Origin of the sequence: Kitasatospora sp. NPDC018058, assembly GCF_044327205.1 — a bacterium.
Lineage (GTDB): Bacteria > Actinomycetota > Actinomycetes > Streptomycetales > Streptomycetaceae > Kitasatospora.
In genome coordinates this window covers 139,103-158,344 of record NZ_JBIRFA010000018.1, presented here as the reverse complement: position 1 = coordinate 158,344, position 19,242 = coordinate 139,103, and the positions used below count along the sequence as shown (strand labels likewise).

Below are 19,242 nucleotides of genomic sequence, written 5' to 3'. Positions count from 1 at the left end.
TGCCTAGTCGATCCTGGCGGCGAACAGCCGCTGCCCCAGCAGCCCCATCGGGTGCCCGTCCTCCGGCAGTGTGAGGACGGTCGGGCAGCCGGCGGCGGTGAGTGCGGCCTGCCAGCGTTCGGCCGGGTGGGCGGTCGGGCCCTGGGCGTCGCCGGTGATCAGCTGGTCGAGCTGTTCGACGGTGGGCGCGAACAGCAGCAGCCGGCCGCCGGGGGAGAGCTGTTCGACCAGTGCCGCGACCTCCTCCTCCGGACGTCCGGTCGCGGTGGCGACCACGACGTCGTAGCGGCCGCCGTCGGGGGTGAGGTGGTGGTCGGCGTTCTGCCGGGGGCGGGCGGCCAGGGCGCGGGTGATGGCGGTCTCGGCGCCGTCGCGGTCGAGTTCGAGGACGCGCAGCTGCTCAGGCCCGTCGTGGGCCTCGGCGGTGCCGCGCACCAGCGCGCCCACGGCGGCGCCGAGGTAGCCGCGGGCGGCGGCCCAGCGGACCGGGGCGGCGGCCGGGCGGGAGGCCTCCTCGCCGGTGATCAGCCGGGGCAGCCGCAGCGCGCCGCGCCGTACCCGGTCGAGCACGGCGGCGGGGCCGAGCCCGTCGGCCCAGGCCTCGACGGCGGGGCGCCAGGCCTCCCGGACCTCGGCGGCGGTGACGTCGGGTGCGCCGTGGAAGAGCGGGCCCTGGGCGCCGCCGTCCTGGCGGGTGATCAGGCCGTGCCGGGCGAGGGCGTCCAGCCAGCGGCCGACCCGGGGGCGCTGGGCGGGGGTGACCAGGGCGGTGGCGAGCAGTTCGGGCTCGGAGCAGCCGCGGGCGGGGTCGGTGAGCACGCCGGCCTGCTGGAGGGTGTGCAGCAGCGCGGTGAGGACGGCCCGGTCGAGGTGGGTGCCGAATTCGGTGACCTGCTCGGTGGTGACGCCGATGCTGTGCTTCCAGGCGACGGCGGTGGCGGCCTCCGCATCGGCGCGCAGCCGGCGGTCGGCGGCCTCGGCCTGGCTGTGCGGGGCGCGGACGTGGGCGAGGACGGCGCCGAGCGCGTCGACGGCGGCGTACACGTCGTCCTGCCGGGGCTCGGGCCCGACGTGCAGGACCAGTCGCAGGGCGGAGAGGTCGTGCTCGGCGAGGCCGGGCTGCCGGCTGATCCGCCACAGCAGCGCGGAGGGCAGGCTGAGGTGGGTGGTGCCGTTGGCGGCGAGGGCGGCGAGCTGCTCGTCGGCCTGCTGTTCGGGGTCGGCGCAGTGCACGGTGCCGCCGGCCAGCAGGGTGGCCAGGGCGAGTTCGACGGCGAGGTCGGTGGCGGGGTGCAGCACGGTGTGTCGGATCGGCGGCGGGCCGAGAACGCCCGCCCAGTACCGCAGCCGCTGCTCGGCGGTCCGGGCGGCGGAGGGCGGCAGCGCGGCGTGTCCGGCGACGCGTTCGGCGAGGGCCCGGGGCAGGCCGCCCGGCGGGGAGACGCCGAGCAGCAGGCCGATGCCGCTGATCGCGCGCCCGTCGGCGACGACGGCGGGCCGGTCGCCGAGCTCGCGCAGCGCGCTGACCAGCGCAGGGGTCGAGGCCAAAGTGATCACTCCGGGGTGCAGGGGAGAAGCCGCACTACTGAACCATGCGTCCGGGCCGGAAGCGGCAGCCTACGGGTCAAAATTCCGTAATGATTTTCATATCGGCCAGCCAAGCGGGTGGAGCGACTTCGGCACGAAGGTGCCGGAACTTCACATTCCGGGACCCTTGCGCGAACTCTTGACAGGTGGTTCGGGCGCTGGGTTACTTGGCCTGGGCTTGCCCTGACCGAACGATCGGTAGGGCTTCCCGGATCGGCCGACCTGCGAAGGAGCGACGATGACCGGCAGCGCACCCGACCCGCGCCGACGCCTGGGGGAGCCGATTCCACCCGAGCTCCTCGATGCCGGGGAGCGGATGAGCGTCGACGAACTGCGCGCCCACCAGCTCGACCGACTCCGGGCCACCCTGCGGCACGCCTATGACAACGTCGAGCTCTACCGCCGCAAGTTCGACGCGGCAGGCGTGCGCCCCGGGGACTGCCGCACCCTGGACGACCTCGCCCGCTTCCCCTTCACCACCAAGGCCGACCTGTGCGAGGGCTACCCCTTCGGGATGTTCGCCGTCCCGATGGAGCGGGTCCGCCGGATCCACGCCTCCAGCGGCACCACCGGGCGCCCGACCGTGGTCGGCTACACCGAGAACGACCTCTCCATGTGGGCCGACGTGGTCGCCCGCTCGATCCGCGCGGCCGGCGGCCGACCCGGCCACAAGGTGCACATCGCGTACGGCTACGGGCTGTTCACCGGGGGCCTCGGCGCCCACTACGGCGCCGAGCGGGCCGGCTGCACCGTCATCCCGGCCTCCGGCGGCATGACCGCCCGGCAGGTCCAGCTGATCCAGGACTTCCGGCCCGAGATCATCATGGTCACCCCGTCCTACCTGCTGACCCTGCTGGACGAGTTCGAGAAGCAGGGCGTCGACCCGCGCGCCAGCTCGCTGAAGGTCGGCATCTTCGGCGCCGAGCCCTGGACCGAGGAGATGCGGCGCGAGATCGAGGACCGGTTGGACCTGCACGCCGTCGACATCTACGGCCTCTCCGAGGTGGTCGGCCCCGGCATCGCCCAGGAGTGCGTGGAGAGCAAGGACGGGCTGCACATCTGGGAGGACCACTTCTACCCGGAGGTGGTCGACCCGTTCACCGACGAGGTGCTGGCGGAGGGCGAGGGCGGTGAGCTGGTCTTCACCTCGCTCACCAAGGAGGCGCTGCCGGTCATCCGCTACCGCACCCGCGACCTCAGCCGGCTGCTGCCCGGCACCGCGCGGCCGTCCTTCCGGCGGATGGAGAAGGTCACCGGGCGCAGCGACGACATGATCATCCTGCGTGGCGTCAACGTCTTCCCGACCCAGATCGAGGAGATCCTGCTGCGCACCCCGGGCGTCGCCCCGCACTTCCAGCTGAGGCTGAGCCGGCAGGGGCGGATGGACCACATGGCGGTGCGGGTCGAGGCCCGCCCGGAGGCGTCCGTCGAGCAGCGGGAGGCGGCGCGGGCGGCGATCGTCCGGGCGGTGAAGGACGGCGTGGGTGTGACGGTCGCGGCCGAGGTGGTGGATCCGTACACGCTGGAGCGCTCGGTCGGGAAGATCAAGCGGGTGATCGACGAGCGCGGCTGAGCCGACGGGTCGCTGGGGCGCCGACGAGCGCGGCTGAGCCGACGGGGCGTCGACGGGCGCGGCCGGGTCGACGGGGAGTCGGAGGCGCACGGCTGTCCGGGGGGTGAGGTCGTACGCCTCCGACGTCTACAGAAATGTAGACGGTCACCCGGGGGGACGTCCAGCCGCGACCCGTTCGGCGCATCCGGATCGTGGTGCGGCCCGGAGTTTCCCAGACTCTGAGGTGAGGGGGTGGACTCAACCGGAGAGGCATCCTCATGAGCAACGGGCTTCGCCACGCCCTCGCGGTGGCCGCAGTGGTTTTCCTCGGCCTGGGCGCGGCGTCCTGCGGTACTGCCAAGCAGGCCTCCAGTGGTGGTGCCCCGGGCGGCGCGAGCGGCACTGCGGTGGGAGCCGTGCGGATCGGCCTGCTGCTGCCGGAGAGCAAGACCACCCGCTACGAGCAGTTCGACCGCCCGCTGATCGAACAGAAGATCAAGGAGCTGGCACCGGAAGCCCAGATCGACTACTACAACGCCAACCAGGACGCGACCCTCCAGCAGACCCAGGTGGACACCGCCCTGACCAAGGGGGACAGGGTCCTGATCCTGGACGCGGTGGACTCCAAGTCGATCCAGTCCTCCGTCCAGAAGGCCCACGACGCCGGCGTCAAGGTGATCGCCTACGACCGCCTGGCCCAGGGCCCGGTCGACGCGTACGTCTCCTTCGACAACCACAAGGTCGGCCAGCTGCAGGGCCAGGCCCTGGTCTCGGCTGTGGGCGCCAAGGCGAACGCCGGCGAGATCATCATGATCAACGGCTCGCCCACCGACCCCAACGCGGCCGACTTCAAGGCCGGCGCGCACAGCGCCATCGACGGCAAGCTGAAGATCGGCAAGGAGTACGACACCCCGCAGTGGGACCCGAACACGGCCAACCAGGAGGCCGCGGCGGGCATCACCGCGATCGGCCCGGACAACGTGGTCGGCATCTACTCCGCCAACGACGGCATGGCCGCTGGTATCGCCACCGCGCAGAAGGCGGCCGGGATCAACGTCCCCCTCACCGGTCAGGACGCCCAACTCGACGCCATCCAGCGGATCGTGGCCGGTACCCAGACCATGACGATCTACAAGCCGTTCAAGCCGGAGAGCGACGCCGCGGCCGCGCTGGCCGTCGCCATGGCCGCCGGCGGGACCCCCGCACCCACCCTCGTGCCCACGACGGCGACCAACGGCAGCAACCACAAGGTGTTGGCCAACCTGATCACCCCGATCGTGGTCACCAAGGACAACATCAAGACCACCGTGGTCCAGGACGGCCTCTACACCGTCGCCCAGATCTGCACGCCGGACTACGCCGCCGCCTGCACCGCGGCCGGCCTCCAGTAGTCCCGCGAACCCCGAAACGAGCGTGCTTCGCCTCCACCCCGAAGGCGGGGAAAGGGAGTTGGTCACAGTGGCAGGTGAGACCGTACTGGCCCTGCGCGGGGTCTCCAAACGGTTCGGCGCCGTCCAGGCGCTCACCGACATCGATCTGGAGGTGCACGCCGGCGAGGTGGTGGCCCTGGTCGGCGACAACGGCGCCGGCAAGTCCACCCTGGTCAAGTCGATCGCCGGGGTCCACCAGCCGGACGAGGGCGTCATCGAGTGGCAGGGCAGGCCGGTGACCATCCACCGCCCGCAGGAAGCCCAGCAGTTGGGCATCGCCACGGTCTACCAGGACCTCGCGCTCTGCGACAACATCGACGTGGTCGGGAACCTCTTCCTCGGCCGCGAGATCCGGCGCTTCACCGTCCTCGACGAGGTCGCGATGGAGAAGCGCTCCCGGGCGCTGCTGGACACCCTCTCCATCCGCATCCCCAGCGTACGGATCCCCGTCGCCTCGCTCTCCGGCGGCCAGCGCCAGGTCGTCGCGATCGCCCGCGCGTTGATCGGCTCGCCCAAGGTCGTGATGCTGGACGAGCCGACCGCCGCCCTGGGCGTCGAGCAGACCGCCCAGGTGCTCGACCTGGTCGAGCGGCTGCGCGAGCAGAACCACGGCGTGATCCTGATCAGCCACAACATGGCCGACGTGATGGCCGTCGCGGACACCGTCGCGGTGCTGCGCCTGGGCCGCAACAACGGCGTCTTCGACAAGCGCTACACCAACCAGGAAGAGATCATCTCGGCCATCACCGGCGCCACGGACAACGCCGTGACCCGCCGCAAGGCCCGTGGCCAGGAGGGTGTCCAGTGAGCGAGAACATCTCCGGGAGCGCCCCCGGCGGCGGGCCCGAGCGCCACCGCATCCCGCTGCCCGAGGACACCATGCCCAGGGGCGGCGTCAACGCGCCCGTCCCGGTGGCACCCGAGGCGACCCCGGCGGTCGACCCCCGGCTGATCGTGCGCGAGGAGGGCATCAAGGGCTACGTGGGCGAGTTCCGCCGACGCGTCAGCAGCGGTGAACTCGGCTCGCTGCCCGTGGTGCTGGCCCTGATCGTGATCTGGGCCGTGTTCGGCAGCCTCAACAGCAGCTTCCTCTCCGCCCAGAACCTCTCCAACCTGTCCCAGCAGATCGTCGGCACCGGCATGATCGCGATCGGCGTGGTCTTCGTCCTGCTGCTCGGCGAGATCGATCTGTCGGTCGGCTCGGTCAGCGGTCTCTGTGCGGCGATCTACGCCGTCCTGAACGTCACCAACGGCGTCAACCAGTGGGTCGCGCTGCTCACGGCCCTCGTCGGCGGCGCGGTGGTCGGCGCGATCCAGGGCATCTTCTTCGCCAAGGTCGGCGTGCCCGCCTTCGTGGTCACCCTCGCTGGCAACCTCGGTTGGAACGGCCTGATGCTGCAGATCCTCGGCAGCACCGGCACCGTCAACCTCTCCGGCGACGACATCGTCTCCCGGCTCTACAGCACCATCTACGGCCAGCAGATCGCCGCCTACGGCACAGCGGCGATCGGCGTGGCGCTGTTCCTGGTCGCGTCGCTCCTCGACGCGCGCAGGCGTCAGGCCGCGGGCGTTCCGTCCCGGCCGGTCGCCGACATCGTCCTGCGCACCGTCCTGCTCGCCATCGTCGCCTTCCTCGCCGCCTACACGCTCAACCAGTACAAAGGGCTGCCGCTGGCGCTGCTGATCTTCCTGATCTTCATCGTGGTGCTGGACTTCGTGCTGCGCCGCACCGGCTACGGTCGACAGGTGTTCGCGCTCGGCGGCAACATCGAGGGCGCCCGCCGGGCCGGTATCGACGTGGCCTGGATCCGGATCAGCGTCTTCGCCATCTGCTCCACCATGGCGGCCGTCGGCGGCCTGTTCCTGGCCGCGCAGATCCAGTCCGCCAGCCAGACCTCCGGCGGCGGCAACCTGCTGATGAACGCGATCGCGGCGGCCGTCATCGGCGGCACCAGCCTGTTCGGCGGGCGCGGCAAGACCTGGTCGGCGCTGCTCGGTGCGCTGGTGATCGGGTCGATCCAGTCGGGGATGAACATCCAGGGCCTGAGCAACGCCATCCAGTTCATGATCACGGGTGCGGTGCTGCTGGCCGCCGTCGTGGTCGACTCGCTGGCCCGCCGCACCCAGAAGGCCGCCGGTCGGGCGTGAGGGGTGCCGCGCTGGCCCTATGCTGCGGGCATGCCGACTGAGCTGCGAACTCTGCAGGCGGGCTCCGACCTCGCCTTCATCCGGCGGGAGACCGAGCTGTCGCCCGTCCCCTTCGTGCCCGAGATCCGTCTGCACATGGCGGAGGACGCCATCGCCCTGTGGGAGACCAGCGAGCGCGAGCGCGGCGAGGCCGGAATGCCGCCGCCGTTCTGGGCGTTCGCCTGGGCCGGCGGGGTGGCGGTCGCGCGCTACGTCCTCGACCACCCCGAACTGGTCGACGGGCGCCGGGTGTTGGACATCGCGGCCGGGTCCGGTCTGGTCGGGGTGGCGGCCGCGCTGCGCGGCGCCTCGGCCGTGCGGGCGGCCGAGATCGACGCCTACGCGGTGGCCGCGATCGGACTGAACGCCGAGGCCAACGGCGTCCGGGTGGACGGTGCGCTGGTGGACCTGGTGGACGGGGACGGCGCGCCGGCCGACGTGGTGCTGGCCGGGGACGTGTTCTACGAACGGGCCATGGCCGCGCGCTTCCTGCCGTTCCTGGAGCGCGCCGCGGCGCGCGGGGCCACCGTGATCGTCGGGGACCCGGGGCGTGCCTACCTGCCGCGGGAGCGCTTCACGGCGGTGGCGGCCTACCGGGTGCCGGTGGTGGCGGACCTGGAGGACACGGCGGTGAAGACCACCACGGTGTGGCGGCTGGGCTGACCGTTCACGCCGTGAAATTCCGGGCGGCGCGACCGAACGCGCTGCTAGACAGGCCGACATGACCGAACAGATCGTGCTGCGTCCCGCCGTGCCCGCGGAGATCCCCACCCTGCTCGCCCTCTGGGCCCGGGCCGCCAAGGGCACCGGCATCACCGACGACGAGGCGGGCGTGGCCGCGCTGCTCGCCCGGGACCCGGACTGCCTGATCGTCGCCACCCCGGCCGACGACCAGGCGACCCTGCTCGGCACCGTGATCGCCGGCTGGGACGGCTGGCGCTGCCACCTCTACCGCCTCGCCGTCGACCCCGAGCACCGCCGCCGGGGCATCGGCGCCGCCTTGCCGGTGGCCGCCGAGGAGCGTTTCGCCGCACTCGGCGGCCACCGGGCTGACGCTGGAGGCGTACCGGGAGTTCGCCGACCGGATCCACGTGGTGTGGGGCTTCGCCAAGGACTTCGGGCTGTCCGGCTTCCGCACCGGCTTCGTGCTCTCCAAGAACCCGGCGGTGCACCGGGTCATGCTGGGCAGCAAGGACCCGGCCGAACGGACCCACCCGCTGCCCTGGTTCACCCCGTTCGACTCGCTGAAGACGTACGTCCTCGGGGAGTTGCTCAGCGCCCGCCACGACGGCGAGCACTACACGACGTACGCGATGAAGAAGTACCCCGGGCTGCTCAGCGACAGCTTCCGCGCGGTCAAGGGCGCGCTGGACCAGGCCGGGATCACGTACGTCCACCGGGACGGGGACAACTCCGCGATGTTCTTCTGGCTGGACCTCACCAAGTACCTCGGCAAGCGCGCGGACCAGGGCCACGCCGAACTGCCGGTCATCGGGCCGGACGGCCTCGACCCGAACGAGGAGTGGCTGTTCAACTACCTCGCCGCCAAGCCCACTGAGGTGAGCCTGCTGCCGGGCGGCGTCATGCACAACCCCGTGCCGGGGTTCTACCGGCTCTGCTTCACCGCCCGCCCGGCCAAGGATGTGGTGGACGCGGTGGAGCGGATGGCCGCGGCTCTCCGCAAGTTGAAGTGACCGGCTGCGGCACCCGGGGCGTGTCCGCGCCGGGTGCCGTCGTCGTCAGCCGCGCAGGTCGGCCAGCCAGGCCTCGACCTCGTCCGAGCGGCGGGGGAGGGCGGCGGAGAGGTTCTCGTTGCCGTCCTCGGTGACCAGGATGTCGTCCTCGATCCGCACCCCGATGCCCCGGTACTCCTCCGGCACCGTCAGGTCGTTGGGCTGGAAGTAGATGCCCGGCTCGACGGTGAGCACCATGCCCGGCGACAGCTGCCCGTCGACGTGCTCCTCGGTGCGCGAATGGGCGCAGTCGTGGACGTCGATGCCCAGCATGTGGCCCGTCCCGGCCAGGGTGAAGCGGCGGTGCAGGCCCAGCTCGTACACCTTGTCGGCGGTGAGGTCGCCGAACAGGCCCCAGGCGGTGAGGTGTTCGGCCAGTTCGCGCTGGGCGGCGTGGTGGAAGTCGCGGAAGTCCGCGCCGGGCCGCACCGCCGCGATGCCGGCCTCCTGGGCGGCGTACACCGCGTCGTAGACCTTGCGCTGCAGCTCGGTGAAGCGGCCGGAGACCGGCAGGGTGCGGGTCACGTCGGCGGTGTAGAGCTCGTTCGTCTCCACGCCCGCGTCGAGCAGCAGCAGGTCGCCGGGGCGGGCCTGGCCGTTGTTGCGCACCCAGTGCAGGGTGGTGGCGTGCGGCCCGGCGGCGGCGATGGTGCTGTAGCCGACGTCGTTGCCCTCCAGACGGGCGCGGACGAAGAAGGTCCCCTCGATCAGCCGCTCCGGCGTCGCGGCGTCGGTGCCGAGGACGCGCACCACGTCCTCGAAGCCGCGGGCGGTGGCCTCGCAGGCGTGGCGCAGCTGGGCGATCTCGAACTCGTCCTTCACCAGGCGCAGTCCGGAGAGGAAGACCTCGAACTCGGCGTCCCGCTCGGGGTTCGCGCGCTCCCCGAGGGCGGCCTCCACCCCGGCGTCGTGCCGGCGCAGCACCCGCACCGGCGCGGTGGCGGCGGCCAGGTCGGTGCGCGCGGTGCGGACGTCCCGGCAGGGCAGGCCGAACAGCTTCTCGCTCTCGGTCAGGCTGTTGCGGCGCCCGTCCCACAGCTCGCCGTGGCCGTCCAGCCAGAACTCGCCGCTCTCGATGTCGGAGCGGTTGCGCAGGTAGAGCACCGCGCGGTGGCCGCTCTCCCCGGTGGGCTCCAGCACCAGGACGGCGTCCTGAGACTGGTCGCCGGTCAGGTAGACGTAGTCGGAGGAGGGGCGGAACGGGTAGTCGGTGTCGTTGGCCCGCACCTTGGGGTTGCCGGACGGGACCACCAGCAGCTCGCCGGGGAAGGCGGCGGACAGCGCGGCGCGCCGGCGCTCGGTGTGCGCGGCCTGCGGGATCGGCTCTAGGGCGCGGCGCTCGGTGTCGGCCCAGCCCTGCTTCATGTTCTCGGCGAGTTCCTCGGTCACCCCGCGGGTGAGACCGTTCTTCCGGTACTTGATGGGCTCGGTGGGCTCGGTCACTGCGGACTCTCCAGATGAGGGCGGGGATGCGGCGCGCTTCGCTACGCTGACCTGCCTGGTACGTAACAAGCGTTTTGTACGGTATATCGAACAGGGTCCGAAGAGAAGAGGCCGAGCGTGAACAACTCCGAGGGGTCGGTACGGGGCCTCCTCGCCGCCAACCTGAAGCGGGTCCGGGCGCAGCGAGGGCTGTCGCTGTCCGAGCTGTCCCGGCGCGCGGGCATCGGCAAGGCGACCCTCTCCCAGCTGGAGTCCGGTGCCGGGAACCCGACCCTGGAGACCGTGCTCGGGCTCTCCCGGGTGCTCGGCGTGCCGATTTCCGACCTGGTCGAGGGACAGCCCTCCAGTGAGGTGACCGTGGTGCGGGCCGCCGACGCCGAGGTGCTGAGCGGACGCGGCGTCGATCTGCGCCCGCTGCGCCGAATCGAGGCCGGGGACACGGTGTTCGAGCTCTACGACCAGCAGGTGCGCACCGACGGCACCCAGATCTCCGGCGGTCACACCGGGACCGAGCACACCATCGTCCAGGCCGGCCGACTGCGGGTCAGGGCGGGCCGCTGCGAGGTTGAGCTCGGCCCGGGCGACTACGTCGGCTTCGACGCCTCGCTGCCGCACTCCTACACCGCCGTGGACGGCGGGCCGGTGCGCTCGGTGCTCCTGCTGGAACACCGGGCCGAGCAGCGGCTGCACCTGGCCGAGGCGGCCGAACGGCCCGCGCCGGGCCACGGGCAGCCTGTGCCGGGCCACGGGCACTGACCGGCCCCGGTTCGGCGCCCGAGCTCCTTCGTTCGGTTTGTCGAACGAATCGCCCCGAGGCCCCCACTCCCCTCGTGGTGGGGGCCCCGGGGCGCCGACCCCGGGAAGGATGCCAACCTCGGCGGGCGGGCGGCCATGCATTAGCCTCTGGGCCTAAAGGTCAAGAAAGCGCCAGGTCAAGGCGTTGCGGGGAACAGGGGAGGGTTCGTGCTCGCACTCAGGTTCGGGATCGCGGACCTCGCCAACACCCGCTTCGCCGTCTCCCCGCTCGACCACCTGCTGACCGGCACCGCCCGGCAGGGCGTGCACGAGTGCCTCGGACTGCGGCGCGACCGCTGGTGGCGGGAGATCCGGCGGCACGTCCCGCACCGCGCCGCCCCCTTCCTCGACCTGGTCAACGCCAGTGCCGCCGGCGTCCCCAACTTCATGGGCGCGGACTTGGAGGCCGCCCGCCGCCAGCTCACCGACGAACTCGACGCCGTCCTCGCCGTCCCGCAGCAGACCTTCGAGCAGGACCTCGCGATGTACGGCAGCGAGGCCGAACTGCCCGCCGCGCTCGCCCGGTTGCGCGACGACGGCACCCGCGGCCTGCGCCGGATCACCGACGGCGCCTGGGCCCTGTTCCGCACCTGCCTGGCCGCCGACTGGCCGGAGATCCGCCGCCAGCTGGACGCCGACATCGCCGAGCGCGCCCGCACCGCGGCCCGCGCCGGCGTCGGCGCGATGCTGGACTCGCTGCACCCGAACGCGCGCTGGCGCGACGAAGGGGTGCTGGAGTGCGCCCTCGGCGACTGGTCGGGCGACTTCGCCCTGGGCGGGCGCGGGCTGGAACTGCGCCCCAACTACTTCGTGCAGAACGGCATCGGCCTGCTGGTGGCCGAAGGCCGCCAGAGCCTGCTGGTCCACCCGCTCGGCTCCCGGGGCGCCGCCACGGCGAAGCCGACACCCCCGACCGCCGACGGCCTCGCCGCAGTCCTCGGCCCCGCCCGCGCCCGCGCCCTGCGCGCCATCGAGGGCGGCCCCTGCTCCACCACCGAACTCGCCCGGCTGCTCGGCATCACCCCGCCCTCCGCTTCCGCACACGCCGCCGCCCTGCGCGCCGCCGGGCTGATCACCACCCAGCGGGAGGGCAAGCAGGTCCGGCACGCGCTCAGCGAGGTCGGGCGCGACCTGCTGCTCGACAACCCGGAGGTCGCGCGGGCGCTGTAGCCGCGCGCCGGCGGTCCGGGGCCCGTCGTCCGGGCGGCCCGCCAGGAGTGGCAGAGGTCGACGGTGTGCGGAAGAGCCGTCGGCGCGGCGAGGGCCGCTACCCTCGCGCGTTCTCCGCACCATCCTCTGCAAGGAGAGTCGCCATGAGCACTCCGAACCCCGGCACCAGCGGCATCGACGTCAGATTGGTGATCCGGGCCGACGGCACGGTCGCCAAGTGCACGGTGGCGCTCTCAGACCCCTCCAACACCATCGGACGGCTGCTGCCGGACGGCACCCTGCGGATCGACGACGGTCTGCTGGCGGCGTGGGTGCGCGGCTGGGCGGCCGGCGACGAGGACGCGGTGCACTGCCCGTACCGGGGCATGCCGCGCCGTCGGACGCCAGACCTGTTGCAGATCGGGACCACCCGCCCGGCATAGGGGGCAGCGCGCCCGTGCGGCATGATGATCACTATGACCGCTGCGCAGGAAGTCCGTCTTGCCGACTTCCTGCGCCGACGTCATCACTCGTGGGCTGCGGAACGGGGGAGTTGACGAGATGCACGAGCCGGGTACGGAGTTCGGCTGCGCGTCCTGCTACGGCGAGGACGCGCAGGCGGTGTACGGGCGCCAGCGCGAGGGCTTCGCGCACGAGACGGCGGTGGTGGCCGACTCGCACTTCGCCGTGTCCGTCCGGCGCTGCCTGGCCTGTAGGCAGCGGTTCGCCTGGATCTGGACCGAGTTCACCGACTGGTCGGGCGGGGACGACGCCTCCTACGTCACCATCCTGCCGCTCACCGACGCCGAGGCCGCCGCCCTGACCGCCGGTACCCTGGCACCCCTCGACCTCGGCCCGCTCGGCGAGGGCCGCCGCCACCTGCACAGTGACCGCCCGAGCAGCGGGCCGTTCCGGCTGCATTGGGACACCGGCCCGTTCCCGGTCCAGGAAGGCCACTGAGGCACCAGGGGCGAACCCCTGACGCCTCAGACGGAGCACGGTGCCCGGCGCGGGGGCGCTGTTCAGGCCGCCCGGGCGGCGCGGTCGCCGCGTGCGACGGCGGCGGTGATGAGGAGGCGGGCCGCCTCCTCGGCCCGGCCGCCGAAGGCACCGAGGCCGAGGGGGGTGAGGGCGATCAGGAGGTCGATGGCTGCGCGCAGGTCGGCCGTTGCGTCCGTGGTGCCGCTGGCGACTGTTGCGACGGCGGCGGCGAGCGCCACGGCGCCGGGCGTCTCGGTCCGGGCCCAACCGCGACATTCCTCAAGCGGCGACCGTGCTGGTGTTCGTTCTCATCTTCCTCGCCGTCTCAACGGGTGGATTCTCCGTTGTCGCGGGGTGGATGAGGATCCAGCGGTGAAAACGTGGGCACACCAACAGGCATCACGGCAGCCGAGATCGCTCACGCCCTGAAGGTCAACCCGAGATTCATTTTCCGCTGATCTTCTGCCAGATCGTCAGCACGGCTACCATCTGGGCGGTCAGATAGGCGATCTGTCCGGAGAGTCCGTGCACCTGATAGATCGACACCAACAGACCGAGACGACTTGGCCAGTGCTGCCGCTCGCGACGGAAGGTATCGGTGTCCATCCACATGCTCGTCACTGTCAGCACCATGAGCATCAGGAGGGCCGTGAGGACTGCCCTGTCCAATTCTGCGCCGACGATGAGGCCGGGCGCGACGCCTGCGACTACGCCGATGGGAACGAGCCAGGCGATGAACAGGCTGAACGCTCGCATCGGGCCGCGCTCTCCGGGCAGTATGCGCCACAATGCCCCCAGGACCAGTCCTGCACCGGTGAAAGAGACCTCTTGCACCAGGAACGTTCCGACCGTATCCGGGATGCCTGTAGGTGCGCTGAGCGTGAGCGTCCAATGTCGATCGTATACATGCTCATACCAGGCGGTTGCCACGCTCGGGAGAATTCCGAAGAGGGCGGCCCAGCGGGCGGCCTTGCGTGCGTTGCCCCACCAATACTGATCTGGCCCCAAGCTGAGGGCGACGTCTACGACGGATACCTCGTCCGGTAGGCAGTCTTGGCTACATCCCTCAGGTCGCCATTGGTGCAGCGAGTGCAGTTTGTGCTCCAGTTGGTCTCGCGATTTCTCCTCCGCGTGTCCGCGATCAAGGAGGTGTAGCCGATGGAGCAGGTCGTGGCATTTCAGCGCTTTCTTCATCAGGCGGTTGTAGTCTTCCGGTTTGCTCAGCTCTTTCACGACGCAGTTATGCCCCGCTCTTCGGTTCGCTCGGTACAGCACGGACCATCGGCGCCCCACTTTCACCGTAGCGTAGAGTGCGACCATATTCAGAGGTAGCCAGAGGCCGTACACCATTGCCGAGCGTCCTGCAAACATGACCCCCCTCAATGCCACGACAATGGCGAAGATGGCGGCTACCAGCAGCAGATCCACTTTTTCCGGCCGCATGAGCTCGAGGGTTTCTTGTCTTTTGAAGCTAAGATGGAGTAGCGCTACAAGTGCAATGCCCGCCAGCATCCACGTATAGCTGTACACCCATTGGGGGCCTCCGGATGCGAAATCTGCGAGTTGCCGACTCAGGTAGCTTCTGTAATCGGTCCCGAAAATAATGCTCGCTTCCCCCGCCCAGTTGGCACGTTCCCACATGAGGTGAAAGGACAGCCACCGGCAGGCCACCACCACGACTGCGGCCCCGAAGAGCGTTGCTCCGATGGCAATCAGAGGGCGGAGACGATTCTTAGATTCGCCGTCGCCTGAGGGCGCGGGATGCTCGAATTCGCTGTCGGCCGAGGGTTCGGGATGCTCGGATTCGCCGTCGCCAAAGAACGTGCTCAGATCTCCTTCTCGCACAAAGCACCAGGCCCATGCGACAATCGCCGCCAGCCACAGCCACACGATGGACAGGTCCAATAGGGCCAGCCCGACAATTCCGGTAGCCGGGGGCGAGGATTCGGGCATGAGTTGCGGCGAGAGATTGAAGAGATCGGGAACCAGGATCACCAGCAGGCCGATCGTCGCTGCTGCCAGGGTGGCGTTGACCACCGCTTTTTTTCGCTTCGGCAACCCTCTGTCGTCGGATCCCTGCGCCAACGGGAGCCAAGGGCGCGCGAGAAGGACCAGAGTAAGACCCGACGAAATTCCAATGAGGGCACGCCAGCGATTTGCCGTGGCAGAGGGATTATGGAGCAGTAGAAGCAACGTCAAGCCAAGGGCCGTACTCAGGGCCGCCCACTCCAAAGCCGTTTTAGCTAAAGCGCCGGCGGCCTCCCCATCAGGATTTTTGGCGGTTTTCTTGAAACGCCATACCGACACTGCGATCACGGCCGAGGCGCAGATCCACCAGGAGACGAGTCCCAGAGTCACGATCCAGGTGGCGTGGCCACTCGGCACCAAAGCCCATGGTGGCACCACTTTGACCGTAATATCCGGGCTCCCTAGCCATTTTCTACTGCCGTCCTCATGTGTGCTCGATACCGCAGAGGCGTCGCTGATTTCCAGTTCCAGGCCGCCCGGATCGACCTCGATCGAATCCCACAAGGCATCTCCACGCGGAGCGCCCGGCGCGCCTGGTGTGTGAAGGTCGACTTCCCAGGCTTGGCCCGGTCTGACGCCGACTACCCATGGGCCGACTTCGAATCCACCAGAGTCCTTGATTAAATTCCATGACTCGTATTGCACCGTCACCAGGCTGTCGTCATTGGTCACCTGGGAACTGGCGGATCGCCACTCTGGGTGCCAGTCTCCGAACGTCACCGGCGGCGTACTGTTTCCGTGCAGCAGGCAGTACATGGCATTTTGATAATCTGCCGTATCTGCGCCGAGCGTCAGGTCGTCCGTGAGCCCCTTCGACTGTTCCGGCACCTTGATGCTTGTCGTCTGCCGAACCTCGACGAAATCCGGATAGTGTTGACGAAAGGTAAGCTTGGTGGTCTTGCTGAATTGCTGAGTCGGACAATTGAACGTATCAGCGGCGTAGGTCTGTGTCGGTTGTGCTCCCCACCATCCGAGCGTCACGAAGGCGAGCACGATCCACCGCCACGCCAGGGCAGTCATTTCCGCGTTGGGCATCCGCTGTAAGGGTCGCACAGCAGGACGGCCTCATAGGGGCCACCGGTGAACTCTGCGCGGCGTGAGTGGTGGACGTCCGGGAGAAAGCGCCACTGGGTGGGCTTGCTGTGCATGGTCCCGTTCGCCTTCTCCACGCGAGTGTGGAGGGTGCGCGTCTCGGCATCGTTCGTCTCGACCAGGATCTCGTCCGCAGCCAGGGGGAAGTGGTCGTGCAGCAGGCACAGGCCGAAGCGCTCCAGGTTGCCGTGTTTCTCCAAGACCGCGATCAGATCCTGGACGAACGTCGCGTCCTGCGGTCCGAGTCCCTCGGCCTCCTCGAACGGTGGGAGCACCCCCCTGGGATTCCTTGCCTGGCTGGCCACTATCGCCTCCGTTTTGTAACTAGACGCATACGTACGATCACCATAAGTTCCCAGGTGTCGGCTTGCAACAGGGGAGTGATGCGCCCAATCCCGCAGGGCGGTAGGCCCGAGGCGTGGGCGTGCTCGGCTGACGTGGGGTGTGGTGTCTGTTCCTTGGCCGGCTCGGGGCGGTCGTCTGGTCCGCCTTCGGCGTCGCCGGCCGGCGCCACCTCGTCGCCGCCGGCGACCACGACCGGTCACACCCCGACCTCGCACTCGACCGTTCCTGACCGGCTGCAACACCCTTGTCCGTTTTGGGGAGTTGACGGATCGTCGGTGCCATGACCGTGTCTCCGCAACCCGTGACGAAGTTGATCGCCATGGGACACAGTGATCATTTTTCGCCGGGGGCGGGGTGTCCCCTGCCTTCACGGGGGACTTGCGGACAAGATGCGGATCAGAACTGCCGCCAGGGCCGCACTGGTGGGCGCGCTGGCGTTCACCACTGTGGCGACCGGCCGAGGAGTGCCGACAGCGGCGGCCGACTCCTCACCCGTCACGGAATCGTTCATGCAGATCGTCGCGCACCAGGACGACGACATCCTGTTCATGAACCCCGACATCAGCCGGGAGTACTCGGATCCGTCCGTCACCGTGTACCTGACGGCTGGGGAGGCGACTGACAGCACGTGGGTGACGCGGTACTACCCGAGCACCTGCGCCTACGCGGAGAGCCGCGCCGCCGGGGCCAAGGCCGCGCAACCTGCTGAACGCCTTCGCGGTGCTCGACGGCCACGCGCAGGTGTGGCGGGAGACCGTGTCGGGCGGCACGTGGAACGGCCCGACCCCCATCCCCGGCGGCGATCCACTCGCCCCGGCGCTCGGGGTGATCAGGGACAACAGCGGGCTGATCCACCTCTTCGGCATCCGGCTGAGTGACGACCGGATCGTCACCGTCGCGCAGACGGCGCCCGGTACCTGGGGCGCCTGGGCCGTGATCGGGAACCCCAACCCGAGCGATCCGCAGTAGGTGGGCAGCCCCGTGCCGGTCCTGAATCAGAACGGTCTGCTGACGGTCTTCAGGTCCGGGCAGCGGGCGGGTCAGTCGCCGGCGGGCAGGGATGCGGGCTTCCTCAGCAGCCACCGGCCGGCCGTCCTCCGTGGCTGCCGCACGATGACGCGCCCGAAGCTCTTCTGGCCGACCAGTTCCACCCGTAGCGCGATCGGCACATCGGGGTCCGGAGCCTGGTGGTCCTTGAGCTTGCCGAAGACCAGGCTCAGTCCATCGGTATCGACCACGATGCCGGGCCCGACGACGAGTGTCAGGTTCTTGCCCTGCATGTTCACGTCGACCTGCAAGGTGTCCTGCGTGATCACCGCCTGCGTGAAGTCGAGGGTCACCTCGCACCACTGCACGCAGAGCTCCAGCCGTCGCGGCACCACCCAGCGCCCCACCCGCTCGACCGGACTGAAACTCTGCTCGATCCGGAGGACGTCCTTGGCCTCTGCCACAACCCCGCCGGCGAAGACCGGCCCGGGCGGCAGGTCGGCGGTGAGTTCGGTCAGCTCGCCGACCGTTCGCGCCGACAGGGCGGCTTCCAGGCGCTGGTCCAATTCGTCTGCGGACAGTCGGCCTTCGCCCGCCGCGACACTCAGCCGGTCGACCACCCGGTCCCGGTCCGCATGCGAGGCCCGCATCGCGGGCTGCGGGCTGTGGCCGGGGTGCATCCCGGCGGTCGAGATCTCTCCCGGCATACTTCCCGTCCTGGGTTCGACGAAGGTCCTCGCGATGCGGGCGGCAACGCGACTGGGAACTCACGATATATCGCGATAGGTGTTCCCGCCAGGCCCGGCTGGAAAGCGGTCGGGTGGCGTAGCGTTCGTGCCGGTGTTGACCCGCGCTCGGAGCGCTCGAAGACCGTACTGTCGGTGGTCCGCGCCGACGGGGTCAAGCGCAAACGCGGAACCCGCCGCGTGTCACGATGCCGGTATGCGGATGCCGGATGCTCTCGCGGCCCCTCGTCTGTCGGCCTGCCGGGAGCGGAGTGCGCTGGCTGAGTTCGTGAGGTCCCATGGTCCCGTCCGGGATCGGAGCGCCGGCGTTCGGGAGGAAGCTGCCAGGCGTCAGAGATGCCTGGAGGGTGTGGGCTTCGAGGACTGCTCGAAGCCCACACCGAAGGTCCTCGCCTCAGGTGCCGTTGAGGGCGTAGCTGCGGAACGTCGCCAGTAGGGGCAGGACTTCGGTCCTGCCGGGTTCCTCGGTGACGGCCCTCATCGCGTCGATCACGGTGTGGGCGATGACCTTGGTCACCTTGAGGTCGTCCGGGGCGGCGACGGTGCCCCAGGCCTTGAGGGTCTGGGCGAGCAGGGCGCTCATCCGGGCGCCGATGTTGGCGCTGACCGCGTCCGAGAGTTCGGCGATCTCCTCGTCGCTCATGCTGGACCGCAGGCCGAAGGCCAGGGCCATCAGCGTGTCCATCGCGTACTCGCCGTACGCGGCGACCAACGCCGGCAGCGGCCGCTCCTCGGCCCCGCCCGCCGCAAGGGCGGACAGTGCCTCGTCGTCGTCCTTCCACGCCGCCTCCAGGGCGGCCAAGGCCCGCAGGGCCTCGTCCACGGTCAGCCCGTCTGTCATGGGAGGAACGGTACGGACCCGATTCCCGCGCCGTGCGCGGTTCGTGGCCCGGCTTCACACCTTCGAGCGAAGCCGGGCCCAAAGCGCCACTTCGCGGCGGGCGGTCACCGTCGGCGAGGTGGGGTCGAACGGAGCTGTCACAGTGGTCGGTTGCGGCAGGCGCGCGGTTGCGGATGTCGGTGTTCGAAGCAAGCCTGGAAAAGAGCCCCGGTGGCGAAGCGAATGCTCGATATCGAGCTCGATGATGCGACTCGTCGACGGTGTGCGGCTGACCCGCACGGGACGATCCGGGCGTTCCTGGAGTCTCAGGGTCACAAGGTCAATGATGTCGTCTTGTCGAATACGA

At 70.0% G+C, this 19,242-nt stretch carries 18 protein-coding genes and 1 pseudogene; 12 read left to right on the top strand and 7 right to left on the bottom strand.

Going from position 1 to position 19,242, the window contains the following annotated elements; genetic code table 11:
* Window positions 1-3: 3 nt before the first annotated feature.
* Entirely contained in the window at window positions 4-1,548 is a 1,545-nt protein-coding gene (locus ACH4E7_RS25685) for a hypothetical protein (RefSeq protein ID WP_396251391.1), read from the bottom strand.
* A 277-nt stretch (window positions 1,549-1,825) separates the two neighbouring features.
* Here ACH4E7_RS25685 and paaK point away from each other — a divergent pair, with 277 nt between their 5' ends.
* From paaK to ACH4E7_RS25650, 7 genes and pseudogenes are all read left to right on the top strand, one after another.
* The gene (paaK, locus tag ACH4E7_RS25680) at window positions 1,826-3,160 is read left to right on the top strand and encodes a phenylacetate--CoA ligase PaaK (RefSeq protein WP_396251390.1); all 1,335 of its coding nucleotides are present in this window, start codon (window positions 1,826-1,828) and stop codon (window positions 3,158-3,160) included.
* A gap of 257 nt (window positions 3,161-3,417) precedes the next feature.
* On the top strand, window positions 3,418-4,530 hold the full coding sequence (locus ACH4E7_RS25675) for a sugar ABC transporter substrate-binding protein (protein ID WP_396251389.1): 1,113 nt from the start codon (window positions 3,418-3,420) through the stop codon (window positions 4,528-4,530).
* 67 nt (window positions 4,531-4,597) lie between these two features.
* Window positions 4,598-5,377 (top strand): ATP-binding cassette domain-containing protein, encoded by a 780-nt coding sequence (locus tag ACH4E7_RS25670; RefSeq protein WP_396251388.1) that lies wholly within the window; start codon window positions 4,598-4,600, stop codon window positions 5,375-5,377.
* Window positions 5,378-5,448: 71 nt separating this feature from the next.
* A complete protein-coding gene (locus ACH4E7_RS25665; protein ID WP_396251427.1) occupies window positions 5,449-6,717 on the top strand; it encodes a sugar ABC transporter permease in 1,269 nt (422 codons plus the stop codon).
* Window positions 6,718-6,747: 30 nt separating this feature from the next.
* Window positions 6,748-7,419 carry a class I SAM-dependent methyltransferase gene (locus ACH4E7_RS25660; RefSeq protein ID WP_396251387.1) on the top strand — a complete coding sequence of 224 codons (672 nt, stop codon included), beginning with the start codon at window positions 6,748-6,750 and terminating at the stop codon, window positions 7,417-7,419.
* 58 nt (window positions 7,420-7,477) lie between these two features.
* A pseudogene (locus tag ACH4E7_RS25655) lies at window positions 7,478-7,813 on the top strand (GNAT family N-acetyltransferase); the annotation flags it as partial.
* 34 nt (window positions 7,814-7,847) lie between these two features.
* A complete protein-coding gene (locus ACH4E7_RS25650) occupies window positions 7,848-8,450 on the top strand; it encodes an aminotransferase class I/II-fold pyridoxal phosphate-dependent enzyme (RefSeq protein WP_396251386.1) in 603 nt (200 codons plus the stop codon).
* Window positions 8,451-8,495: 45 nt separating this feature from the next.
* On the opposite strand, the gene ACH4E7_RS25645 is transcribed toward ACH4E7_RS25650, so the two are convergent.
* Window positions 8,496-9,932 carry an aminopeptidase P family protein gene (locus ACH4E7_RS25645; RefSeq protein WP_396251385.1) on the bottom strand — a complete coding sequence of 479 codons (1,437 nt, stop codon included), beginning with the start codon at window positions 9,930-9,932 and terminating at the stop codon, window positions 8,496-8,498.
* 117 nt (window positions 9,933-10,049) lie between these two features.
* On the opposite strand from ACH4E7_RS25645, the gene ACH4E7_RS25640 reads away from it, so the two are divergent.
* The 4 genes from ACH4E7_RS25640 to ACH4E7_RS25625 all read left to right on the top strand — a co-directional run bounded on the left by ACH4E7_RS25640 (window position 10,050) and on the right by ACH4E7_RS25625 (window position 12,836).
* Entirely contained in the window at window positions 10,050-10,688 is a 639-nt protein-coding gene (locus ACH4E7_RS25640; RefSeq protein ID WP_396251384.1) for a helix-turn-helix domain-containing protein, read from the top strand.
* A 207-nt stretch (window positions 10,689-10,895) separates the two neighbouring features.
* The gene (locus ACH4E7_RS25635) at window positions 10,896-11,897 is read left to right on the top strand and encodes an ArsR/SmtB family transcription factor (protein WP_396251383.1); all 1,002 of its coding nucleotides are present in this window, start codon (window positions 10,896-10,898) and stop codon (window positions 11,895-11,897) included.
* Between the two features lie 143 nt (window positions 11,898-12,040).
* Entirely contained in the window at window positions 12,041-12,319 is a 279-nt protein-coding gene (locus tag ACH4E7_RS25630) for a hypothetical protein (RefSeq protein WP_396251382.1), read from the top strand.
* A 118-nt stretch (window positions 12,320-12,437) separates the two neighbouring features.
* Window positions 12,438-12,836 (top strand): hypothetical protein, encoded by a 399-nt coding sequence (locus tag ACH4E7_RS25625; protein WP_396251381.1) that lies wholly within the window; start codon window positions 12,438-12,440, stop codon window positions 12,834-12,836.
* A 62-nt stretch (window positions 12,837-12,898) separates the two neighbouring features.
* Here ACH4E7_RS25625 and ACH4E7_RS25620 read toward each other — a convergent pair whose 3' ends face one another.
* The 3 genes from ACH4E7_RS25620 to ACH4E7_RS25610 form a co-directional block, all read right to left on the bottom strand.
* Window positions 12,899-13,096: a hypothetical protein gene (locus tag ACH4E7_RS25620; protein WP_396251380.1), complete on the bottom strand. Its 198-nt coding sequence runs from the start codon at window positions 13,094-13,096 to the stop codon at window positions 12,899-12,901.
* Between the two features lie 205 nt (window positions 13,097-13,301).
* Window positions 13,302-15,920 (bottom strand): DUF6185 family protein, encoded by a 2,619-nt coding sequence (locus ACH4E7_RS25615; RefSeq protein ID WP_396251379.1) that lies wholly within the window; start codon window positions 15,918-15,920, stop codon window positions 13,302-13,304.
* A complete protein-coding gene (locus ACH4E7_RS25610) occupies window positions 15,902-16,252 on the bottom strand; it encodes a hypothetical protein (RefSeq protein WP_396251378.1) in 351 nt (116 codons plus the stop codon). Before ACH4E7_RS25610 ends, ACH4E7_RS25615 begins: the two co-directional genes overlap by 19 nt.
* Window positions 16,253-17,042: 790 nt before the next feature.
* On the opposite strand from ACH4E7_RS25610, the gene ACH4E7_RS25605 reads away from it, so the two are divergent.
* Window positions 17,043-17,291, top strand: a complete 249-nt coding sequence (locus ACH4E7_RS25605; RefSeq protein WP_396251377.1) for a hypothetical protein — start codon at window positions 17,043-17,045, stop codon at window positions 17,289-17,291.
* Window positions 17,292-17,362: 71 nt separating this feature from the next.
* Here the strand turns inward: ACH4E7_RS25605 and ACH4E7_RS25600 are convergent, their stop codons facing one another.
* Complete coding sequence (locus tag ACH4E7_RS25600; protein ID WP_396251376.1) at window positions 17,363-17,989, bottom strand: DUF1707 domain-containing protein; 627 nt, start codon at window positions 17,987-17,989, stop codon at window positions 17,363-17,365.
* A 460-nt stretch (window positions 17,990-18,449) separates the two neighbouring features.
* On the bottom strand, window positions 18,450-18,896 hold the full coding sequence (locus ACH4E7_RS25595) for a hypothetical protein (protein WP_396251375.1): 447 nt from the start codon (window positions 18,894-18,896) through the stop codon (window positions 18,450-18,452).
* Between the last annotated feature and the right edge of the window lie 346 nt (window positions 18,897-19,242).

Bases quoted from the DNA above. Each gene is read 5' to 3' on its own strand.
- paaK (WP_396251390.1), top strand. From the start codon at position 1,826: ATGACCGGCAGCGCACCCGACCCGCGCCGACGCCTGGGGGAGCCGATT.
- ACH4E7_RS25675 (WP_396251389.1), top strand. From the start codon at position 3,418: ATGAGCAACGGGCTTCGCCACGCCCTCGCGGTGGCCGCAGTGGTTTTC.
- ACH4E7_RS25665 (WP_396251427.1), top strand. From the start codon at position 5,449: ATGCCCAGGGGCGGCGTCAACGCGCCCGTCCCGGTGGCACCCGAGGCG.
- ACH4E7_RS25660 (WP_396251387.1), top strand. From the start codon at position 6,748: ATGCCGACTGAGCTGCGAACTCTGCAGGCGGGCTCCGACCTCGCCTTC.
- ACH4E7_RS25630 (WP_396251382.1), top strand. From the start codon at position 12,041: ATGAGCACTCCGAACCCCGGCACCAGCGGCATCGACGTCAGATTGGTG.
- ACH4E7_RS25625 (WP_396251381.1), top strand. From the start codon at position 12,438: ATGCACGAGCCGGGTACGGAGTTCGGCTGCGCGTCCTGCTACGGCGAG.
- ACH4E7_RS25615 (WP_396251379.1), bottom strand. From the start codon at position 15,920: ATGCCCAACGCGGAAATGACTGCCCTGGCGTGGCGGTGGATCGTGCTC.
- ACH4E7_RS25600 (WP_396251376.1), bottom strand. From the start codon at position 17,989: ATGCACCCCGGCCACAGCCCGCAGCCCGCGATGCGGGCCTCGCATGCG.
- ACH4E7_RS25595 (WP_396251375.1), bottom strand. From the start codon at position 18,896: ATGACAGACGGGCTGACCGTGGACGAGGCCCTGCGGGCCTTGGCCGCC.